20 protein-coding genes and 1 pseudogene are annotated in these 20,900 nt (G+C 63.4%); 13 read left to right on the top strand and 8 right to left on the bottom strand.

Features of this window, described 5'->3' with window-relative positions:
- A pseudogene (locus tag ACFM35_RS00005) lies at positions 1–236 on the top strand (hypothetical protein); the annotation flags it as partial.
- Between the two features lie 19 nt (positions 237–255).
- Here the strand turns inward: ACFM35_RS00005 and ACFM35_RS00010 are convergent.
- Complete coding sequence (locus ACFM35_RS00010; protein ID WP_378836798.1) at positions 256–852, bottom strand: hypothetical protein; 597 nt, start codon at positions 850–852, stop codon at positions 256–258.
- 411 nt (positions 853–1,263) lie between these two features.
- On the opposite strand from ACFM35_RS00010, the gene ACFM35_RS00015 reads away from it, so the two are divergent.
- Positions 1,264–1,635 (top strand): hypothetical protein, encoded by a 372-nt coding sequence (locus tag ACFM35_RS00015; protein ID WP_378836801.1) that lies wholly within the window; start codon positions 1,264–1,266, stop codon positions 1,633–1,635.
- Positions 1,636–1,760: 125 nt separating this feature from the next.
- On the opposite strand, the gene ACFM35_RS00020 is transcribed toward ACFM35_RS00015, so the two are convergent.
- Positions 1,761–2,462, bottom strand: coding sequence for a hypothetical protein (locus tag ACFM35_RS00020; RefSeq protein WP_378836803.1), 702 nt, complete (start codon positions 2,460–2,462; stop codon positions 1,761–1,763).
- 83 nt (positions 2,463–2,545) lie between these two features.
- Positions 2,546–2,791, bottom strand: a complete 246-nt coding sequence (locus ACFM35_RS00025) for a hypothetical protein (RefSeq protein WP_378836806.1) — start codon at positions 2,789–2,791, stop codon at positions 2,546–2,548.
- A gap of 268 nt (positions 2,792–3,059) precedes the next feature.
- Between ACFM35_RS00025 and ACFM35_RS00030 the strand changes: the two genes are divergently transcribed.
- Positions 3,060–3,512: a hypothetical protein gene (locus ACFM35_RS00030; RefSeq protein WP_378836809.1), complete on the top strand. Its 453-nt coding sequence runs from the start codon at positions 3,060–3,062 to the stop codon at positions 3,510–3,512.
- A gap of 714 nt (positions 3,513–4,226) precedes the next feature.
- Here ACFM35_RS00030 and ACFM35_RS00035 read toward each other — a convergent pair.
- Positions 4,227–4,676: a hypothetical protein gene (locus tag ACFM35_RS00035; RefSeq protein WP_378836811.1), complete on the bottom strand. Its 450-nt coding sequence runs from the start codon at positions 4,674–4,676 to the stop codon at positions 4,227–4,229.
- 1,476 nt (positions 4,677–6,152) lie between these two features.
- On the opposite strand from ACFM35_RS00035, the gene ACFM35_RS00040 reads away from it, so the two are divergent.
- The gene (locus ACFM35_RS00040; protein WP_378836813.1) at positions 6,153–6,566 is read left to right on the top strand and encodes a hypothetical protein; all 414 of its coding nucleotides are present in this window, start codon (positions 6,153–6,155) and stop codon (positions 6,564–6,566) included.
- A gap of 100 nt (positions 6,567–6,666) precedes the next feature.
- Here ACFM35_RS00040 and ACFM35_RS00045 read toward each other — a convergent pair whose 3' ends face one another.
- Entirely contained in the window at positions 6,667–6,981 is a 315-nt protein-coding gene (locus ACFM35_RS00045; protein WP_378836816.1) for a hypothetical protein, read from the bottom strand.
- 243 nt (positions 6,982–7,224) lie between these two features.
- On the opposite strand from ACFM35_RS00045, the gene ACFM35_RS00050 reads away from it, so the two are divergent.
- Complete coding sequence (locus tag ACFM35_RS00050) at positions 7,225–7,815, top strand: hypothetical protein (protein ID WP_378836818.1); 591 nt, start codon at positions 7,225–7,227, stop codon at positions 7,813–7,815.
- Positions 7,808–8,347: an RNA polymerase sigma factor gene (locus tag ACFM35_RS00055; protein ID WP_378836821.1), complete on the top strand. Its 540-nt coding sequence runs from the start codon at positions 7,808–7,810 to the stop codon at positions 8,345–8,347. Before ACFM35_RS00050 ends, ACFM35_RS00055 begins: the two co-directional genes overlap by 8 nt.
- 59 nt (positions 8,348–8,406) lie before the next feature.
- Here the strand turns inward: ACFM35_RS00055 and ACFM35_RS00060 are convergent, their stop codons facing one another.
- Positions 8,407–9,114 (bottom strand): VOC family protein, encoded by a 708-nt coding sequence (locus ACFM35_RS00060; protein ID WP_378836823.1) that lies wholly within the window; start codon positions 9,112–9,114, stop codon positions 8,407–8,409.
- A 187-nt stretch (positions 9,115–9,301) separates the two neighbouring features.
- On the opposite strand from ACFM35_RS00060, the gene ACFM35_RS00065 reads away from it, so the two are divergent.
- The 5 genes from ACFM35_RS00065 (at position 9,302) to ACFM35_RS00085 (ending at position 15,690) form a co-directional block, all read left to right on the top strand.
- Positions 9,302–9,700, top strand: a complete 399-nt coding sequence (locus tag ACFM35_RS00065; protein ID WP_378836826.1) for a DUF4231 domain-containing protein — start codon at positions 9,302–9,304, stop codon at positions 9,698–9,700.
- Between the two features lie 177 nt (positions 9,701–9,877).
- Positions 9,878–10,321, top strand: coding sequence for an HTH domain-containing protein (locus ACFM35_RS00070; protein WP_378836827.1), 444 nt, complete (start codon positions 9,878–9,880; stop codon positions 10,319–10,321).
- A gap of 669 nt (positions 10,322–10,990) precedes the next feature.
- Entirely contained in the window at positions 10,991–13,735 is a 2,745-nt protein-coding gene (locus ACFM35_RS00075; protein WP_378836830.1) for an AAA family ATPase, read from the top strand.
- Positions 13,736–14,085: 350 nt separating this feature from the next.
- Positions 14,086–15,147 carry a hypothetical protein gene (locus tag ACFM35_RS00080; protein WP_378836832.1) on the top strand — a complete coding sequence of 354 codons (1,062 nt, stop codon included), beginning with the start codon at positions 14,086–14,088 and terminating at the stop codon, positions 15,145–15,147.
- Between the two features lie 363 nt (positions 15,148–15,510).
- The gene (locus ACFM35_RS00085; RefSeq protein ID WP_378836835.1) at positions 15,511–15,690 is read left to right on the top strand and encodes a hypothetical protein; all 180 of its coding nucleotides are present in this window, start codon (positions 15,511–15,513) and stop codon (positions 15,688–15,690) included.
- Positions 15,691–16,526: 836 nt separating this feature from the next.
- On the opposite strand, the gene ACFM35_RS00090 is transcribed toward ACFM35_RS00085, so the two are convergent.
- Entirely contained in the window at positions 16,527–17,459 is a 933-nt protein-coding gene (locus ACFM35_RS00090) for a DMT family transporter (protein ID WP_378836837.1), read from the bottom strand.
- A 71-nt stretch (positions 17,460–17,530) separates the two neighbouring features.
- Between ACFM35_RS00090 and ACFM35_RS00095 the strand changes: the two genes are divergently transcribed.
- Positions 17,531–18,445: a LysR family transcriptional regulator gene (locus ACFM35_RS00095; RefSeq protein WP_378836839.1), complete on the top strand. Its 915-nt coding sequence runs from the start codon at positions 17,531–17,533 to the stop codon at positions 18,443–18,445.
- Between the two features lie 375 nt (positions 18,446–18,820).
- On the opposite strand, the gene ACFM35_RS00100 is transcribed toward ACFM35_RS00095, so the two are convergent.
- Positions 18,821–19,675, bottom strand: a complete 855-nt coding sequence (locus tag ACFM35_RS00100) for a helix-turn-helix transcriptional regulator (protein WP_378836842.1) — start codon at positions 19,673–19,675, stop codon at positions 18,821–18,823.
- An 89-nt stretch (positions 19,676–19,764) separates the two neighbouring features.
- On the opposite strand from ACFM35_RS00100, the gene ACFM35_RS00105 reads away from it, so the two are divergent.
- A complete protein-coding gene (locus ACFM35_RS00105; RefSeq protein ID WP_378836844.1) occupies positions 19,765–20,445 on the top strand; it encodes an SDR family NAD(P)-dependent oxidoreductase in 681 nt (226 codons plus the stop codon).
- Positions 20,446–20,900 lie beyond the last annotated feature (455 nt).

Consider the following 20,900-nt stretch of genomic DNA (forward strand, 5'->3'; position numbering starts at 1 on the left):
GCGACTGGCCCTTGTGGGAATCGTTCACCGACCAGTACACACTCACTGCCGACGAGCTACACCTCAGTCCGCAGCTCGCGTCGGATCTGCACGACTGGAATTCGGAGTGGCAGAACCGGCAGGAGACTGACCCCTTGCCGTTGGGATGGACCGAGCGGGGCCGCGAGCTGCACGGCCGACTCCAGGAAGAACTAGAAGACGTCGCTGAAGTACGCCCTGACTTCGATTCGCAGTAGCCGATCGATCGGCGGGCGCCTAGATCTGGATGAGTGCTGTGGAGGCGAAAACCGTCGTGACGAGCACTGGCATGGCAATAGCGCTCGCCCAGCCGAGAACGACTCGTAGGCGTGAAGTCTCGTGTGCGTCGTCCATGCTCAAGGTCACGGATCCGGAAATGGTGACGATTAGGAGCCCTAAGAGATGTAGACCCCAATACGGGGTGGTTGCAATTACGAGATCGTTGCGAGCGGAGTAGTTGGTCGCGAGATTGCCCCAAGAAGAGCTGGCGAGGAGGATTCCCGCAACACAGGCGAGAAACGTCCCTGTCACCGCTCCGAGTGTGCCAACAACGGTCGATGTTGCCCAGAGCCAGGACCGTCCGCTGCTCAGGCGCCAACGAATAGCGAGGATTCCTCCGATAAAGCTGACGAGGACGAGAAAGGCGTAAATACAACCCGCCCTGAGGAAGTCGGCCGTACTCGTGGCGGTGAGGGCCGCGGCGGACAGATGTAGTCCAAGGTCGCAGGCTGCGACAAACCCGGAAAAGGTCGCTATAACCGCGACGACCCACGCAATCGGCCCGAGGATCGCGCCAGTAGAGAGACTGCGATGAGGCGATTGAAGTGTTGGCATGTGATCCATACTTGCGTGGCCTTTGTCGAAATGGAATGCCGTACCTTCGCCCGCTCTGCTAACGAAGCACGCGGCTCGGTTGACTAAGCGCGACGCGCGGCCGCGGCGACCACGGTGAGCTCTCCACTCAACCGCGCGGTGAGTCGGCAATCTACGGGTTTCGCGTACGGTGTCTTCGCGAGTGCCGGCATCTTCTTGTGGCACGCTAGGGGCGTTCCGTGACGTAAAGGAGATTCGCCGGTGCTTCGAGTGTTTCCTACCTGTACGTCCGCAAACTCCCATCCTCGTGGCCGCGACGTCCGCCTACGAGTGGTCGTATTTGTAGTCGCCGGAGGAGTCAGCTGCGGTTTCACGGCATGCAGCGCTCAGGCACCAAACGGGGCAGCAGATGAGCCCGCTGTAGCAGTGAGCGTGACGCCCGACGCGACGAAAGATACGACAACTCCCCTTATGGCCCCACCTGCCGGTGACGCGGATTGGGAGTGCGGGCAGGCCAGCGCTCTTTTGGGCATGCAGCAACGCTCGGAGTGGGAGCTTGCAAACGGGGTCATCGACCAAGGGGCATTCGATTCTCGCGAAGCCGCGCTGATCGACGCGTGGACGTACTTGCCGATTGGGACCTCCGAAGTGACATCCGCTGTCCGCGCGACCATCGCCGCGGCATCAGAGGGTATCGGGCAGGGAAATCCCATGTTTGCAGAATCCATCGCCCAATTGAACGCAGCATGCGACGCCACCGGGTCTGTGGTCATTGTCGGCGCACTGCCAGCGATGGGCGGCTGACCATAAATCACACCGTCCCCATGCCGGTCGTCTACGCGGCGGCCCACGTGCACTAGGTGTCCGAAAGCCGATCGGTCACCGGACGCACCGCCGCGAATGTCGCGCAGAGGGTGAAAGCATTTTCTTTACGGCGAAATCGATCCTTTGACGGCCGTGACTGATTGTGACAGCTTGACCCGTTCGCCGGAAACGTTACTCGCGGCGACGTCGCCAACAACGATCGTCAAGTCTCCGGTGATGCCGTAAGCGCCGGGTTCGTTGGAGTCTGCCGCCCAGGACATGCACGTGGTGGACAGATCGGCCCGATCCAGGAAAGTGAGCACGCAGAGCAGCGATTGATCTTCGTTTGTCGCGAGGTAGATGGAGTAGCCCTCGAATGTGGCGATGTAGCGGATGCGGCCTCCCGGCTCCACGGGAGGGCCAACGTCGACGCTGATACGGTCTTCGTCGGTTGCCGGGAGCAGCAACTCGGCTGGCAGTCCCGTCGGCGACGTGTGACGTGGAATGAGCCATCCCACGGCGATACCGACAGCCAAACACACGACGCAGATCAAAGCAGCCCACACCCACCACCAAGACCTGTCGCGTCGCCCTGCAACAGGCGCATCCGTCTTTGGTTCCACCGACACCGTTGGTGCCGGTTGGGCGACGAAGGTCTCGCCAGCGGTTAGGACGCCCATGGCACCGTTTTTGATCGCCGGCGCATCGGTACGCGCGGCTTGCTCAAGCTGTTCTAACCGAGCAAGCGCCTCCGGGTCATCGGCTATGTCAGCAGCAGGGCCAAAGGCTCGACCGCGGAGCGAACTCAGCTCCGCCTCATCATCCATCCCCACAGGAAGGATCATGCCACCCACGCGTCACAACCGCCGACCCGCTTCGGACACCTAGCGCTGCCGCACCTGACGCGGTGTTAGCGCCGGGGTGACTGGTCTCGGCGATACATGATGATGCTTCGCCATACCGCGACAATACCGAAAACAACGCAACCGGCCGCCGAGATCCAAACCGGGATGCCAAGAAAGGTTAGGTCGTCAAGCTTGTCGTTGATAGCGGACGTGATAGCGAAGCCCAGGCCGAACAGCAGAACCAAACTGCCCATGACAATGCCGATCGCTGCGGACGCCCGGTCTGCCGGGGCACGACCGTTCCATGCCATGGCGCCCAGCGTACAGACCCACAGAGAATCACCGACCGCACGCTGCCTACTCGTGATCAGCGAGCCCCGATGGGGGATCCATTTAGGACGGACGCGAAATGGGTCCACCTCAGCACACCGACCGGCACCCGCCGATTGACGGACGGCGCAGAGGCGGCGCTATTGTTCACGCGGAGTGAATGCAGCGAAAACCGGGCGTCTGCGTCAATATCAGATAGGAAGATTGTGTGTCGGCGCGAGCGCGTCAAGTGATGAAAGGTGCGCGTCAATGGAAACCAAGACGCGGGTCGTCGCGATTGCGGGCGCCGTCGTTTTCGCAGGTGTCGTTGCCGCCGCTGCTGTTGTCGGAAACACTGAACGCACGGTCGACACTCTCGCCGCTGAAGACCTCATCGGAACCTGGATAAGTACCACGGCCGAAGGTCCAGGGAATCTGGTGCTGCAACCCGGCGCACAGGCAGAGTTGCGCGACTTGACCATCTTCGATCAGAGCAACTTCTATTCCGTGGCCGTGTTAGGGGAAAGCATCAACTCCTCGGGCCAGTGGGTGCTCGCTGGCGACCACCTGGCGGTGGACTTTACTCTCGATGGTGAGGAATCTAGATGGACGCTTCTGGTCATGTCCTCGCCGATTGGAGGAGTGAGCTTGCAAGCTATTGTCGGCGATCCTGATGCCCCCGGCGTGAGGCAGACCTTTCAGAGAAGCACCGGCGACGGTTAACGTCCAGCCTGACGATTCGATTCAGGCCTCTATCGGGAAGTGGATCGATGCCGCGTCTGTACGGCGTTTCCTGGCCCGTCAGTGTGGGTTCCCATCGCAGACACGTGGCCGCTACTTTACCGTGAAGGGATCCTTCTGCGGACTGATCAGCCCGATCAACGTGGGCGTAGGGTTTGGCCATGCTTTGGAGGAAGTATTGGCCGGGGGTCGCTGTCGCGATTCCAATCGGCGCCGTGATCGGTCTCGCTCTCGGCCGAGTCTTCAGCGAGGCTGAGCCTGCCTACTTGTATCCCGATGCGATGATCTGCCTCCTCCTGGGGTGCCTGACCGCGTTAGCTGCAGCACTTGGAGCGATTCTTGGTACCGTCCTGGCGAGTCGGCGAACTGAGGACCACTTCTTCTTTGCATTGGGGGGATCTCTGGGTGCGGCGGCTGGCGTCGGTGCACTGTGGCTCGCGCTGACCCCGGTATTTATTGGGGTCGGAGGGCTTGGTGGTATTTTTGTCGTTCTGCTCATCGCTGTACCAATAGCGGTAGTCGCTGGATCCATTTGCGCCGTGTGCATGATCATTTGCGATCGCATCGCACGGTCGTCTACGCGATCGTCAGTTGACACCGGCGACGTGACCAGTTGATCCGGATATCAGCCGTCGAAGGGCGGTCCCCGTAGGCCGATCCTCATACGGGCCGGAGTCTGTCGCGGTGGCCGACCGTTCAGTGATCACGTCCCTGCGATTGATCAGTTGATGTCATCTCGCAGGGGCGATCAGCGAGGGTGCCATCCTCATAGAGGTATTGGTCTTCACTCATTCGAGATCGTTCGACGTTGGGGAAGGTGACCCACACGTAGCCCCATTCGTCACCCTGGAGATACTCGATCTGTACGGAGATGGCGTCATACTGCTCCGCAGTCGGGATTGGTGCAAGTGTGGCGAACTCGAGGGCGCCGAGGGGTTCGCCAACGATGATCGCGTCGCCTCTTTGCAGTTCTAGCCCGCTCTGAATCTGGTCGGTCGACGTCTCCATGGCGCTCACCCAGTCGGCGTTAGTCTCGCGGTACTTCACATTGATGGCGTTCACGTCGATGTCGTTCAGGCAGATCACCACCGCGGCAACATCCCCCGAGAAGTTGAGCGCGACAGGCGCCACCGGCGCCTTCACCAAGAAACAGCCGGCAAGGACTAAGGGCAGGCTTAGGAGGCTTGTTGAAGCTATCGCTGACCTCCACGGTCGCAAGCCTCGATAGCGCAGGATCGCCTCACCGTCCGACGTGGGAGACGAGGGCATCCACCCAGGTGCTGTCATGCGGCTAAGTCTGCTCGAAGAATTGGTCTCCGCGCAGGGCTGTGATCTAGTTGTCGGCTGCTGCTGGTGGCCGTATGCGGATCCGTTTGCGCGGCGAAGGGAGCAGCGGGGCGCCTAGGTAATCGGGTCGTCTGTACTGCGCTACTGACGGCCAGCGTCGCGGCCGTGCTCGAGCTCGAACTGGGTGATTGCGGCGCGAGCTCGTCTCCAACGAATCGTCGCTAATGCGCCGGCGACGGCCCACACGATCAGAAACACTTGGAGCACCCATACCCAGGGAACATCACCCTCATCGGTAAACCGCATCCATGCAGTCCATGCGAAAAGAAGCGCAGTCACGGCGACAAGAGTCGCTTGCCAATTCTTGCGGCGCTCCAGACTCATCCGCCGTTGGGCGAGAGAGGCGGAGGGAACGGTGCCGTGATTCGCGCTCACGAACTCGATACTTTCGTGCGCGCACCGACCGGTCAAGGACCGGATGCGCGATTACCCATGGTTCTACGAGACGCTGAACGATGCCAGTCTTCTAAACCGTCGAAGACCGTCTCGATGACGTCCCGAGGTCGTCGTGCGTCGACTCCGAAGATGGCGCGCGGTGTCCGACCAGAAGCGTCGACCCGAGTGCCTACGGCGGGTTCTTCGCGAACATCAAACCGAACCGCCATGGCATGCCCGGCTACGGATGTCCGCACACCCAGCAAGAGTCCATCGGCATCGGACTCAATCGTCGTCAGGCCGCTCGCTGCCTTCGCGACCGTATGCAACGCATCACGGACATCCTCGATGGGAGACGGGATGATCAACCATCCGGACGCGGCAGGATCACCGATACGAGTCACCGGACTGAGAACGACTGAGCGACGTAGACGATCTGCCACACGCGAACCATACGCCTGACCGGCGGGTCCTCGTCGTGACCGCACGTGGATCCACATGCGGGAAACCTTGATTTGGTCAGTTCCCGTCGGGATCGGCTCACTTGGGACAGCGCAGCAAGTAATTTGAGGTCGCTGGCCGTCTAGTCGGACGTCTGCTTCTTGCGCGCTTGACGGTACGCAAACCAACAGACGACGGCAAGCAATAGCGAGCACGCGATAACGACTATCGAAACGACGCCTAACTCGTTGCCGGAGGCCACAAAGGTCACTGCCCAGATAGCGCCAGCGACCAGTACAGCTGTCATGACAAGCCAGAAGATCTCGAGCGTGGAGCGCTTTGTTGCCATGGCCCAAGTATCTCAGCGGATCGTCAGGGAGGGGATGTCGCGTATACGGATCCATCAATGCGGCCGGCGTGAGTTGATACGCTAGCGGCGAGGCTGGCGGAAGGATCTGGATGGCCACGGACCGCTTGTTTCCCCTTCAACCGCGCAGCACGTTGCAGCTGAAGGTTGGGGACATCATCGCCGTGCCAGGCGAACCAACCGGATGGGCGTGTCTTGTTGTCGTAGAGGTGTGGCGACGGGGCACGGGTGCGCGAACGACGTTCATCGTCGGCGTCGTGGATTGGTCTGGCGAGCAAGCTCCCCGTGAACCTGACGTCGCGGGACTACCTGTTATCGCCCAGGCACTCACCCGCACGGAGCTATTCACCGAGGGCGGCCTAGCCGTGGTCGGCAACGTGGGAGCCGTTGCTACGACGTTCGATTCCAACCATGGCGACTACCAGGTCGGCGCGAAGCACCGCGTGTGGGGCTGGAAAGCCGCAATCCGCCACGCTCGAGCGCAGATTGCGAATCGAGTGCAGTAGACGATGGGCATGCGGGCGCCGCCATTTTCGTGGGTAATGAACCGCCTGGGGTCGCTATGTTGTGCGTTCCCGCTCCCGTGACCGGTCGGTGATGTGAGCGTCAAATCCTCATGGCGGTTCGCGCGACGTCGTAAGTAATGCCGTACAGGATGCCCAATAAGAGGAAGCCGGTTATCGGGGCGAGGATCACCCACCAGCCACGCCGACGCAGAAAGTAGGTTCCTGCAATGGCGAGCATCAGCGGCAGTAACACCAAGATGAAGAACGTTCGAAGGGCTGCGGAGAGGGTGAAGTAGTCGCACCTGTCGCCACAACCAGCCACGCTGAGCGGTACGAGATACATCAACCCGGCGGCGGCAAGGGTCGCGAAAAACAGGAGGGCTAGCAGCCACGCTGCGCAGGTGACCCGTTCCACAGCGCGACCCCCCGTGTCCGGATTTCTTAGCTGATCAGTCTGCATCCCTAAACATTAAAAGGTAGCTACCTTCGCCCAGGAGGCCGCCGGCCAAAGAGACGATTAATCCGTGGGCCGATGGGCACGCGGACTGGTGCGTGTTGTCCCGGCGGTCGAGTCCCAAGCTTTACCAATTTGCGTCGGCGTTGGACGATCTGGGGGTCTGCGGACATATACGTAGTAGTCCGTAGCAAAGGAGACATCGTGGGCGAGATTGACCTTGATTCAGAATTGCGTGCCGCAGCCCGCCCAACGTCGGGCGCTCCGCGTCTGGCCTACCACCGCGACCGCATTCTTGCGGAGGCGAGGAATAGTCGGCGCCACGTCATTCGTCTGTGGGGCGTAAGCCTGGCGGCGACGGTGATCCTGGTCGGTGGTGGCACCGCAGCGATGGCAGGGGCCGGCATGGAAACCCCGTGGGGTTGGATCGCGGACAATGTGCTCACATCAGTCAATGGGGATGGAACGACCTGTTTCCAGGGCTGGGAGATCCGCCGAGACGGGCTCGCGGAAGAGGACCCGATCGTCCAAGACGCGCAGGACCTCATTCGAGGTCTGGACTTGACGACGCTCGACACCACCGCGATGGAGACGGTCGTTCGTGAGGATTACGCGAACGCGATAGGTCCGAATGGGGAGCTGTCACCGATTTACGCGAGCGATGCTGAGGTGAAGCGTGATGCGATCAGCCGTATCGTCGCTCAAACTGTCTTCGATGGCCTCCTGGAACGGGGTCACGCCATGTCGCCGGGTCACGAGGTCAGCATCTCCAGCCAGTCCACGGTGTGTGATTGATGCGCATCGGTGTGGACGCAGCACGCTTGACGAGATTGTTCGCGCCAACGACGACGACCTCCTCCGGTACTTCGAACTGCGGATGTCGAATCCCGCCGATGCTGCCGAGGCCTTTGGAGAGATGCTGCTGACTGCATGGCGAAAGCGTCGCAAGATGCCCGACGAGGACACTGCGGCGCGCATGTGGTTGTTCACCACTGCCCGGAACGTCCTTTACAACGCACGCCGTAGTCTTAGCCGCCGCTCAGAGGCCGTGCAGCGCTTCGTGGACGAGGCACGCTCAACTGCTCGCTCGGTCGAAGACGACGCGCAGACAGTCGTACGCGAGGCCATCACCCAGCTGGCGCGCGACGATGCCGAGCTGATCCGTCTCGTCTACTGGGATGGTCTCTCCATTGAGCAGTCCGCGGGAGTCCTCTGCCTGAACCCATCGACAGCGCGATCCCGGTTATCGCGAATCAGACGCGAGCTGGGGATCTTGCTCCAGAACACTGAATTATCTAACGACAACACAACCGAGCGACCTCACTAGCCTGAGCGATCTGCGAACCAACACGCCGAGTATCTACTTCAGTCGCGCTAGCGGGTCCTTCAACGGACAGTGAGCACGCGCACTTCGAACCCGATTCCATCGGGATCGCAAAGGACCGCGCCAAACGGAACGCGGATGGCATTTGTTGCTCCGAGTGTCGCGAGGCGGTGGAGTTCAGCGTCGAGTTCGGTGCGGTCGACGGAGAGGATGAAGCGTTGGCGGGTGTTGTCTCGCGCCGGGTTGATATTGTCACCGCTCCAGGCGAGCTTCGTTCCGCCCGTCGGCGACTGGATCGCGGTTTCCTCTCCCTCCTCCCACACCATGGGCCACCCGAGTGCGAGGCTCCAAAACCTGCCTACGTCGCGGGTGCCTTCGCACGTGACCTCGCCGAGAGGGCCGCAACCAGAAAGGTAAGCGTTGCCGTCTTCGATGACACAGAACTCGTCGTCTACCGGGTCGGCCATCACGGCGTAGCTGTTCGGTGGCACGTGCCCGTTGCCCTGTAGCCGCCCGCCGGCACCGACACAGGTTGCGATGGTGCCGTGCTGATCTCGCTTTGCTTGGCTCAGATGGAGGTGGAGCCGATTCCGCAGGTCGTCGTGGCGGCCACCTGGAGCGAAGCGCAGGCCGATTTGACCGTCGCTTCCAGGGAGGTGCCATTCATCGCCCTCCTCCACGACGGATCGAGTCAGAATGTCACCCCAGAACGCTCCGGCGCGCTCCGGATCCGGTGATCGGAAAAGCACAGAATCGAAAGTGACACCCATCCGGCGAGCGTACACGCCCCACCCATCGTCGAAACGACACCAACTCAACCGCCCCGGGAGGCGCCCCTCGAACGCAATATTTTCGTCGCGTGGGCGAATCCCTGCCGAGGGCACCGAATAGCGACGACTTTGTCGCGTGGAGATCGCCAGTAGGCCACGATGGGGGCAGCGAGCGAAGGAGGTCGAGATGAGTGCCCTTGAACACGTAGAAAAGAGGCTGAGTTGGTATATAAAGCACCAACTATTGGCTCGAACAGGCTACGTCTGCACGGAACTGCTCGTCGTGTTAGCCGGCGTAGCGATCCCTGTGGTAGCTCTCTACTTCCCGAAAGATCCGATACCAGGTGCATGGTTAGGCGCGATTGTCGCCGCCCTCACGGCGCTCAGGATCGTGCTTCACTTTCACGCCAACTGGCGCCGATTTGCGGCGGCGCGTCTCGCAATAGGCAATCAAATCGAGCTCTATAAGCACGACGTCAAACCGTACGACAACAGCACCACTCGAGATGGCTTGCTCCTGCTCCGGGTGCAGGCGATCGAAAGTCGCGAGACAGCCGAGTGGGTGGAGCTACCCCCAGCCAAGTAGAAGAGCCGTTGCCAAGCCCGGGCGAGCTCTGTGTCGAGAGCCTGGAAGGGTTCGGATAGGCCTCGGCGGTCGTCGTGTTTGAGGATCCGCATGTGCGACCCGAAGGGCATTGGTGTCAAGCGTCCCTCCTATGGTTCGAAGTGTTCTCCAGATCGGACAAGGGGAAGGGACAACGATATGACCTCGCATCAGCACGGTCCCGCGGATGACCTTCGGCGACTCATCGCGGATGGGCGCATCTCCGAAGCGGCATTGCAGGCAATCACGCGTATCGATCAGGGAAGGCTCAGGTCATTTCTGAACGGAACGACGCCGCACGGACCGGGGCTGTCAGCAGAGCCGGGTGCGCTTTCAGTTGAGGAAAGCAGTCGCGTGTCGATCCTTGCTGCGCAGCTGACGCACGGGCTGGAGATAGCCGACGACGACCGCCTCCGAGGGATGCTCGAGTCGTTGACCGTCGAGTGCCGTTTGACGAATCCAAACCTCGTTCAACTGACTGGATGCGATGCCGACGATCTCCGGCAGGCGCTAGCGGATCCGGCGTTGGTTCCGACTGAGCAGAGGTACGAAGTCGCGGTGCGGAGTTCGTACCTCATCAACGCAATCAACAACGTCCGCTAGACGATCCTCGCGCGGGCATGGCTTGGCGTGTCAATCCTCAGGTGTCGGGGTGTCTTCACGGCGGAGGGCGCGGGTTGACCTCCGCCAGTTTGGCAGAGACGTTACACCAAGCCAGATGAAGACCCATATTGGCGTAGCGACAAGGGTCCAGCTGAGCCAATGGCTTTTGGTCAGCAGGAAAACCAAGGCGGCGGCGAGGAACGCGCAGCCGACAATCGCATACGCGATCAGCATCACGCGTTGACGCCGGTTTAGCTCGGACCACCCTTTACGCATGCCCTCACTATCGCCCATAACTTCACAAATCTGAGCGGCTTCTGTGCAGCCGACCGAACTCGGCCCGCACTCCGTGAGCCTCAGAACGAGGCCCCGTTGACCGGTCGGCCATGGCTCGGTTGCTCGGGACTGGGTTCACTCGGCGCCGACGGGTGTCCCAGACCACCCCCATTCCCGTAAGACCCGCCCGGAAGAGATTCGCAGAAAGGTGCGTCTTACGGCGCCGCAATCGATCGAGGGATATCAGTCCACCCTCAAGCCCGGCCGACGCCCATCCGACGAGCTATCTCGTCAAACCCGTCTATGCACTCCCAGCGAAAAAAACAGCGATGCACGCAGGCACCAATGTGAATTGGTGGCGCGGATATGCAAGATTGGGAGTAGCCTAGGCGCATGCGTGGGGGCTTGGAGCGGTGGAAGCGGGGTGTGGATTCCCGCGGCATCCGTAACGCCATCGGCTACGCGCTCGAGGGCACCTGTGATTCCCACCACTTGCCTGCTCCCGTCGGTACTGATGCTCTCGAGGCGTATAGCGAGGTCGCTGGGGCGAGCGTGTTACGGTTCGTGGTCGAGGCTGGCCTAATCGGCAGGGACACATTGAGCGCGGGCGGGTTGCGGGTGTGGCTGTCCGGGTCAGACCCGGTGACGGGGGAGGAGCGGGGCCGGCAACGCCTGAGCGCGGACGCGGACCTGGTGTTGGACGGAACCATCAACCACCCGAAGTCGTTCAGCATCGCCGCTCTCCTACACCCGGAGCTCGTGGTCGAGTTCGAAGCGATGCAAGACCGACTTCGGGATCAGATCCTTCTCACGTGGCAGCGGGAGCTGAACGTGCGCCGAGGGCACGGTGGGCTGGTGCGGGAGGACGTCGCCCGGATCGAGGTCGTCGAGTTGCAGCACCGCCGGTCCCGGGCGTTGGACCCGCACGCGCACCGCCATCTGTGGCTGAACGTGAAAGTCCTCGGCGCGGACGGGAAATGGTCGAACGTCGACTCCCGGGTCGCGATGAAACTGCAGACCGTCATCAACGCGGAAGGGGAGCTCGCCGCCCGCACGGATCCCAACTGGATCAGCGCTCTCGCACGCCACGGGTACACGTTGGACGCGCACGGCGAGATCGCCCAGCTGGCCGCTGCGGTTCGCCCGCTCTCTCGGAGGTCCGCGCAGATCGAGGCAAACCGGGCAGAACTGATCGCCGAATGGACGCTCGCGCACGATGGTGCCACCCCGAGCATCACCATCTTGGAGCAGATCGACCGCCGCGCGTGGGCACTGGCACGCCCCGACAAACCGCACCACCTTGATGAGCAGTCCTGGGAAGCGGCCGTCCGCGACGAGTTGGGGAGTATCGATCCGGCGCTGGTCAGATCGCGCACGCCGGTAACCACGAAGTCGGCGGCGCTCGAGGACCTCGATCTCGACCTGCTTGCGAGTCAGGCGGTCGTAGACGCCGATGCGCGATCGACGCGCTCAGGCGGGCGGTTCAGCCTGTTCGATGTTCGGGCAGGGGTGATCCGTGCGGTGTCTGCGAGCGGGGTCGTCGCGCCCCGCGATGAACTGAGCGCCCTCATCGAGGACGTCACCGGCAGAGCGGTGGGCCGCGTGACCGCGCTCCTTCCGACCACGGACGTTCCAGCCCACGTGAAGGCGCTGATGGCGACAGAGGTCGTACGCGAGAAGATCCGCCTCACTGCACGTCTCGACGCGCTGGCGACTCCTGGGAGATCCCTCACTCCATCCGAGCTGGGTCGCGTAGCCGCATCACGGGAGATCGTCGACTCGCTGGATGGGTCTCAGCAAGCTGCAGCTGGAGCGATCGCCGGCACAGGCGGGCTCATCACAGTGACTGGGCCCGCTGGCGCAGGAAAGACGACCATGCTCCGCGTCGCGCGTGCTGCCCTGAGTCCTCAACGGCGCCGGATGCTGGTGGTCGCACCGACCCGGAAAGCCGCATCCGTCGCCGCCCGGGAGGTCGGCGCGGCCGCGACCAGCGTGCATGCGCTCCTCCACGACCACGGGTATCGGTGGGGTATCGCCGCTTCGGGTGGCGAGGTGTGGACGCGTCTCGCGGTCGGTGATCGAGACTCCTCCACCGGGTCGGCGTATCCGGGGCCGTCGAAATTCGTCCTCCGGGCGGGGGACCGGATCGTCGTCGACGAAGCAGGGATGCTGGACCTCCACGCAGCGAACGCCCTCGCTGAGCTGGCGGTCACGTACCGGGTGGGTGTCGCGTTCGTCGGCGACCCGTACCAAGCTCTGCCCGTCGGTCATGGCGGCGCGATGGCCTCCGCCATCCGGTCGGCGAACGCTTGTGTCGAACTGGACACCGTGCACCGATTCCGGGACGCGGAGTACGCCGCCCTCACCCTCCGACTCCGCGACCCCGGCAGCATCGATGCCGCAACCGCAACCGCGGGGGAGCTGTTCGTCCAGGGCCATGTCCGACGCGTGGCGGATGCGGAACAAGCCCGCGACTTCATGGTCGATACCTACTTCGATGAGCGCGCTCACGGTAAGAAAGTCGCGCTGGTCTGTGCCACCAACGCGGAGGCGGACGCCATCAACGATGCGATCCAACAGCGACGGATCGCTGCGGGGGAACTCGACCCGAGGGTGGTCGCGCTCGGGAGGGGTGAGCAGCGGGTTCATGTCGGCGACGCCGTGCAAACCCGACGAAACGATGCCGCCGTCGGAGTCGAAAACCGCGCGGGCTGGATCGTCCAACAGATCCACAACGAGCACATCACGCTCCGATCCGAACGCGACAGCGGCGAACTTCGCCGAGTGAGCCGCGGCTATGCTCTCGACCACCTCCAACTCGCCTACGCCTCGACCGTCCACGGCGTGCAAGGCGAGACCGCAGACGTGAGCATCGTCGGGCCGGGAGTCGACGCCGCCGGCCTGTATGTCGGCCTCACCCGCGGACGCCTGCGCAACACAGCGGTCACCATCGCGGGAACCGATCACCAAGCGCGCGCCATCATCGCAGAAACGATGACGCGCGGAGTACCCGAAGTGAGCCTGCAAGACGCGATTCGCGCTGCCGACGCCGAGGTTCGCCGCTCAGCGCTGAAACGCGCGTCACTTCCGCCGGTCTCTCAAACTGAACCCACCTCATCCAGGGGCTGGTCGCTCTGAGAGAGGCAGGCGTTCGCCGTTCGGCGTCGAACACAGCTGGCTCAGGAGTGGGAGTCGATTGTGTTTCGATGCACTCTGTCATCAGCGGATGATGACCAGGCTCAGTCCGCGCCCAAGAGTTCGGCGGGCAGCTTCGGACGGGCGCCCATGCCCATAGTCTCGCAAGATGCGGCGCAGATCCGCGCGGTCTGGTGCTCGACATGATCGCGGGCCACTGCACGCCACGGACGGGGCCGGGTGGTTCACATGCTTGCGAAGCGGGTCGGTGCAGGTGTACCTACAAGGTGGGGACCCGCGCACGGCAACGGACGCTGATGCGCGCGCATCGAAAAACGACAACGGGAGTCACGATGTTCGATTTCGTGCCAGTGGGAGTGCAGGTTGCTGATGGTGAGGACGACGGGCCGGCCGCGACGCCGATCCGACCGGGGGCGCCATTGAGTATCAGAATCGTGAGCGTGTTCCCCGGTGATGAGGAACACCAGCGGGGGAGATCGGCGCTCCTGACGTCCGCCGTGCGAAGTCCGATGGTGTCAGATGCAACGCCGCTGGCCATGCACTACCTCTACGAAAATGTGGCATATGGCTCGCTCCTGAGCTCGCGGGCAGACCAGCCCGGTTCCGACGTCGTCTATTACTCACCGGGCGAACTGAGTGATGACCTCGAAGTCACGATGCGGTTGGCTTTCGACAGGTTCGACAAGCGGACGTTCGACTCCTGGGTTGATGCGGCCGCGACGGCTGCGGGGCTGCCTGTTTTCGCGGTGTCCGGGCCAACCGGAGCCGCGTGGGTCGCGGTGGCCAAGACCGCGGCCAAGTTGGTGTCGCGAGTCGTTGACGGTGCTATCGATGGCAACAACGACCGCGTGATGACTTGGCGCATCAACCTGAACACGCCCGGCCAGACCCTTACGAAGTCCGGATACGTTCTCCTCTACCCCGACGGGAACACTCTCACTCCCGCAGACGTCAGCGATGGCGGATTCCAGAAGGACGGCGACCAGTTTGTGGTTCGGGACCGCAAGCTGTACTGGCGAGACCGCCCCGGGGAGCAAGTTCTGGAGGGCGATTCCTATGTGCTGCTCTACATCAATGGCGCGGAGATTCCGAAGCTGGAGGGGTGGGCGGCGGCTGCGGTATCGGCCGCGCTCACCGAGACCTTTTTGAACGCGAGTAGTGGGGGCGCGGGTGATGCCCTCGAAGCCTTTTCCCTCTTCAACGACGTCAGGTGGCTTCGTGAGATCGGGGACATTGAAACAGACATCGCGGATCTGAAGAATGCACCGGATTCCGCGGCAAGCCAGACCGAGATTGCAAAGCTAGAAGCAAGAAGAGCTGCCGCGCAGAAGAACATTCAAGACAAGACGGTCAGCGACCTCTATCGAGCGAAAACGGCCTCTACCCGGGCCTGACGACTCGGCGCACGCGGTCAGGGGGAGCTGTGTAATAGGTGCCCCATCGATTCGTCGGGGGTGACCAGAAAAACGCCTGGACCGATACCTGTTTCGTTTCGAGGTCTGGGCGAGACGCGTGTGCCGATCCATCGCAGTGGGTGCTTCAAGAACTCGAAAGATCCGCCCGATCGTCATGCGTAGTTCATCCGTTCTCCCCGCCCTCAAGGGAATGCTGTGACGGTGGCAAGTCTCACCGCGACCATCAGACCCGCCTCCCGCGCCGCACGCAAGGTGCTCGCTGAGGTGGGTGCAGCCTTGAGTCAAGAAATGCGATCGGGATGCGATGTCCCGACCTCAATGACTCCCGCCGCGGCAATGATCGTGACAGAACAGCCCGCGGAGGTCATCCTCACCATCACCGGTGCCTCGGGCGCGGACACGACCGTCCTGCGAGCGATCGTGACGCAACACATACGACAGGCCGCGGGCAGTCGGGCGGCCGCCGCCCGACTCGTCATCACGTGGACCGAACCATCATCCGTCCTGCCTACCACCCAGTGACACACCGCAGATCTCAGGCGAAAGCGAGATTCGCTTTGCATTCGCCCGTGGCAACTTCGCAACGTCCGACAAATCGTTCTGCGCCTACCGCCTACCCCCGCGAGCGGCGGATCGAGACGGCACTTCGCGGGGATTTATAGTGAATCGTCCCTAGCGAAAGTCGCCTCGGCCTTCACGCAAGAGTTGACGCAGGGCCTCGTCGGTGGTGAGAAAGATACCCAACGGACGCTCTAGCCAGTCGTGGAGAGAGAAGCCTTCGCGCGTACGCGAAATGTGCCCGGCGATGCGGAGCGAATTTTGAATCTGCACGTCCCACCGTCCTTGACCGACGTCCACGAGAGTAAAGGCTTCGCCGAGACGCCCTGCTCAGCCCAGCGGTTGAAGTTCTTGTAAATCGTGTTCCAGTTCCCGGATCGCTCCGGGCCGTCCCGCCCGGCGCGCCGGTGCGGAACCGCCACGCCGTCGCCTCCACCACCATACGACGGTCCACCGGCGGCCGACCCGTCGCCCTCGCACTGGGAAAGAGCGAACCGATCACGGCCCAGACTTCGTCGCACATTGGTGAGCGGGTGGGGCGACACTAGCTGCGTCGACCGGCGACAAGTAGATGTCGGCGCATGTGTGCACAAATGTGTGCACTTCACCTGCCATTTCGCGGATTTGCGGGCCTATCGAGCCCATCAGTGTCGGCCTACGGATCAGAAGGTTGGGAGTTCGAGTCTCTTCAGGCGCACACTGTGTTGAGACAGTAAGAAGGCCGGGACTACGCGGATCGCGTGGTGCTGGCCTTCTGTCTTGGGGGGGGCGGGCTGTCGAGCGTCCAGCGAGCGGACGGCTCATGAGCAGCTCCTCGCCGCCGAACGCGCGGACCGGAGTGATGGCTGTCGGTGCCGGCGCTCGATGGCCTGCCCGGCATAGCTCGCGGCGATGATCAAGACTGCCCCGCCTATTCCGAGCACCCCGATCGCTTCGCCGGCGATGAGGACTCCGACGAGGAGCGCCCACACCGGTTCGGTCCCCATCAGCATGCTCGCGCGGGAAGCCGAGGTCCGCCTCACCGCCCAGAGCTGCACGATGAAGGCGAATACGGAACACAGCAGACCCAGGAAGAGCACGTTCGCCCACTGCTGCCCATTGAGCTTCGCGACGGCGGTGGGCAGGTCGGGGCCGGCCATCGCGGTGAATGCGGCCGCGCAGACGATCATCTGGACGAGCACCACGCCGAAGGTGCCTTCTGCGCGGTCGCGCGTCAGGTGCGCGCTTGCTGTGACGTGGAAAGCCCGGACGATCGCTGCGGCGATCACGAGGCCGTCACCGACCGTCGGTGTGCGGAGGCCGCCCTCAGAGACGAGGAGCGCAACGCCGACCACGGCAGCGACGGCGGCGACGAAGTAGGACCGGGGAAGCCACGATCTCGACGCGATGCCATCGAGGACGGGCGTCATCACCAATGCCAGGCTGATCAACAACCCCGCGTTGGTCGCTGAGGTCAGGTGCACGCCCCAGGTCTCGAGCCCGATGACGACAGCCTGCGAGCAGCCCAGACAGGCCGCGATCACGAGGCCCTGCCCCCGGGGGAGTCGTTCTCTTCGCGCGAGGCATATGAGCCATGTCGCGGCTGCGGCGACGAGGAAGCGGAGGGCGACGGCCGTGGGTACGCCCGTCTCCGCGGCGACATCCTTCGCTGCCAGGAAGCTGGCGCCCCAGACTGCGGCGACGCTGACCAGGAGCAGATCGACGAGAGGTTCGGAACGCATACGAGGTGCCATGCCACTACTCTCTAGAGAACCAATGCGGAAGAACAACGGCCAGTGTCTTGATCGACGATTTAGGAAACCTTATGGATGCTGCTCGCCTCCGTCTTCTCCGCGAGCTGGGCGACCGGGGCAGCGTCGCTGCGGTCGCGACCGCGATGCACGTCAGCGCGTCGGCCGTCTCCCAGCAGCTCAGTGCGTTGCAGGCCGGCATACCGGTGCCGCTGACTACCAAGCACGGGCGCCGACTCGTGCTCACCGAAGCCGGTGAAGCGTTGGCGGTCGCCGCGGCACGTGTCGACGAGGCCCTTGCCCAAGCCCGAGACGCTGTCGGGTCCTTCCTCGAACAAGAGCAGCGACCCGTTACGGTCTGCGCGTTTCACAGTGCCGGTCTCGCCCTGTTCGGCCCGCTTCTCACCGAGCTGGGCACCGGCACGCAGGTCTCCCTCGCTGACGCCGACGTCGCCCAAGACAAGTTCGCCGGCCTGACCGCGGACTATGACCTCGTGATCGCGCACCGTCTCGCGCACGACCCCACATGGCCGACCGGACGCCTCGTGGTGACACCGCTTCTCGTCGAACCACTCGAGATAGCCCTGCACGCCGCCCACCCCCTGGCTGCGCAGCCCGGCATCAGACCTGAGCAGTTGCGAGACGAGCGTTGGATCTCCACCCACGAAGGGTTCCCCCTCACCGGTGTACTGGCCCACCTGGGAGCCGTGATCGGTCAAGCCCCCCAGGTCGATCACCGCATCAACGAGTTCTCCGTCGCCGCGGAAGTCGTCCGCACCGGCGCAGCGATCGCCGTGATGCCACGTACGACCGCCGCCCCACTCGCGGTCAACGGAATGGTGCTGCGCCCGGTCACCGGCGTCGCACTCGTCCGCCACGTCGACGCACTGGCCCGCCCAGACGCGTTGGCGCACGCCCCCGTCCGCAGGGCGCTGGTGGCACTGCAAGAAGTCGCCACCGTCGCCACACGACAAGCGAGCACACCATAGCGACTCGGGAGATCCTCTGACCGGTGTCCGTTGCCCCACGTACGTCATTCACGGGGACGCCGACAGACTCATCGACCCGACAATGGCGCACGAACCAGCAGCCTCGATCCCGCGAGCAACGCTGTGCATGGTGGAACGGGCGGGGCACTTCCTTCTCGTCGAGCAGACCGGTGCGGCCAACTTCGTGATCGATGAGTTTCTCCGGGCTATAGCGGCGTAGGCGACCTGAACGAGCGGGTCCCCCGCTCGCTCTTGAGCGCTTCAAGCGTGCGTGGCGGGGTGCTCCCGTCCAGGCAGCCGTGGCCCGCAGAACGCATGCCGCGCATGTGCGTGCGAGTGAAGATGACACAGCCCGGACATCCGCCGCGAGTCGTCCTAGGCCGGTGTCGCTGCGACCGATTGCAGACCCGTGACACGAAGCAGGTCGAGCCTCGCCTGATCAGTGCCGCCGGGTGCGACCGTATAGACGACGATGCGGAGGTCGCTCCCGGGCGCGGTCAGGACGTCGCAGTCGACGGTGATGGGGCCAACCCGGGTGTTCGTCACCGTCTTGCGGCTCGACCGGTGTTCCGCGACCCTGGCCTCCGCCCAACGTCGTTCGAACTCCGGTGACTCGGAACGGAGGCGCGACACGAGGTGGGAGAGGGCGCCGTCGTGCGGATAACGGCCGGTCGCCGCCCGCAGATCCGCGGCGAGATCGCTGGCGAAGTCTTCTTCGTGCTGCTCATCGAAAGAGGTTCCCTCATGGCCGGACGTGAAATGCCGCCAGACGAGGTTCCGATCTAGGCCGACGTAGCGGGAAGGATCGCCGTTGATGGCCGCCCAGAGAGGGTTCCACATCAGGATGTCATGGGCTGCCGTGAACACCGCCAACGGCACATCGCCGAGCCGATCCACGATGCGCTGCACGCCCGGACTGATGTGCTGAGGAACGATCGCGGCAGACGGGGGCGCCAACCCCGCCGCCCGGTAGAGATGGTCGCGCTCCAGGTCGGTCAGCCGGAGAGCGATGGCAAGCGACCGGACGAGCTGCGAGGAGGGATTCGTCGCTCGCCCCTGCTCGAGGCGGACGATGTAGTCCACGCTGACACCCGCGAGGGCGGCGAGTTCCTCGCGGCGAAGACCGACGGCGCGACGACCTGAACCAGCCGGCATGCCGACATCCGCTGGGCTGATTCGGTCGCGCCACGCTCTCAAGACGCTCGCAAATTCGCTCATAACACTCATCATCTTTCAACGTTCGCGATGATCGTGGTACTCGCGGTCCTCCCGTCAGGGGGTGCCTGTGTGGTCTTGCGGTTGCGCGGCAGGGTGGACGCATGACAACAACACTGATCACCGGCGCCAACAAGAGCCTCGGTCTCGAGACCGCTCGTCGGCTCATAGAAGGCGGTCACACCGTCTACGCGGGGATGCGGAACACCGCACACGGCGAGGCCGCCCGAGCGCTGGGGGCGATTCCGGTGCAGCTCGACGTCACCGATCCGGTCAGCGTCGACGCCGCGATCGATTCGCTGCCCGAGCTCGACGTGCTGGTGAACAATGCGGGCATCTTGGGAACCTCTTTCGGCGTCGACGACCTCACCCCCGAGTCCATGCAGAATGTCCTCGACACGAACGTGGTCGGTATCGTCCGCGTCACCCAGGCGGCGCTGCCGCTGCTCCACCGGTCCGCTCGACCAGTCATTGTGAACGTCTCGTCCGGTGTCGGATGGCCCCGCTTCTTGAGCACTGAGGGGCACGACGAGTTCCCCGTCGCTGCCATCCCGTACGCCGCGTCCAAAGCCGCGGTCATCGCGCTCACCGTGCAGTACGCGAAGAACCTGCCGACGTTCCGCATAAACGCCACCGACCCCGGATACACCGCCACTGACTTCAACGGTCACGGCGGACACCAGACCGTGACCGAGGGAACCGACGCGACCGTCACCCTCGCCTTCGTCGACGCCGACGGACCGACGGGGGAGTTTCACAACCGGAACGGTCGAATCGACTACTGAAGCGCAAGCCACGCTCAGACGTGAGCAGCCCGACCTCAACCGCTCGAGTGCGAGTTCGGACTCAGCGCCCTACCGGGCGGGTGCGCCGCCCCGTCGCGGTGGCGGGCAAGGTCTTCTGAACGACGCATCAGAAGGTTGAGAACTCGGAGATGTACCCGCTGGAGGGGCTGGCATCTACCCAGCCAGCGACCGTAAGAGCGAGACACGACGTCGGGACCACTACGCCCGCGGGTCGGCGACGCAGACGCATTCGTGCAGGCCGTCCGCCATCGCATTCCCTGGTCTGCCGGGTTCACCGATCGTTCTGTTGACATCGGGGGACCCACGCCCGATGATCAGGGATCTGACCCCCGACCCCAACGCATGCTGAGGATCCCTTGAACAGCCGCGCCATCCCCGCCAAGATCCCGTTGTCGCGCCGCCGTCGCCGGAGGAGAAGCAACGCGGCTATCGCC

The organism is Microbacterium songi (assembly GCF_042747925.1).
In the GTDB taxonomy this organism is placed as follows: Bacteria; Actinomycetota; Actinomycetes; order Actinomycetales; family Microbacteriaceae; genus Microbacterium.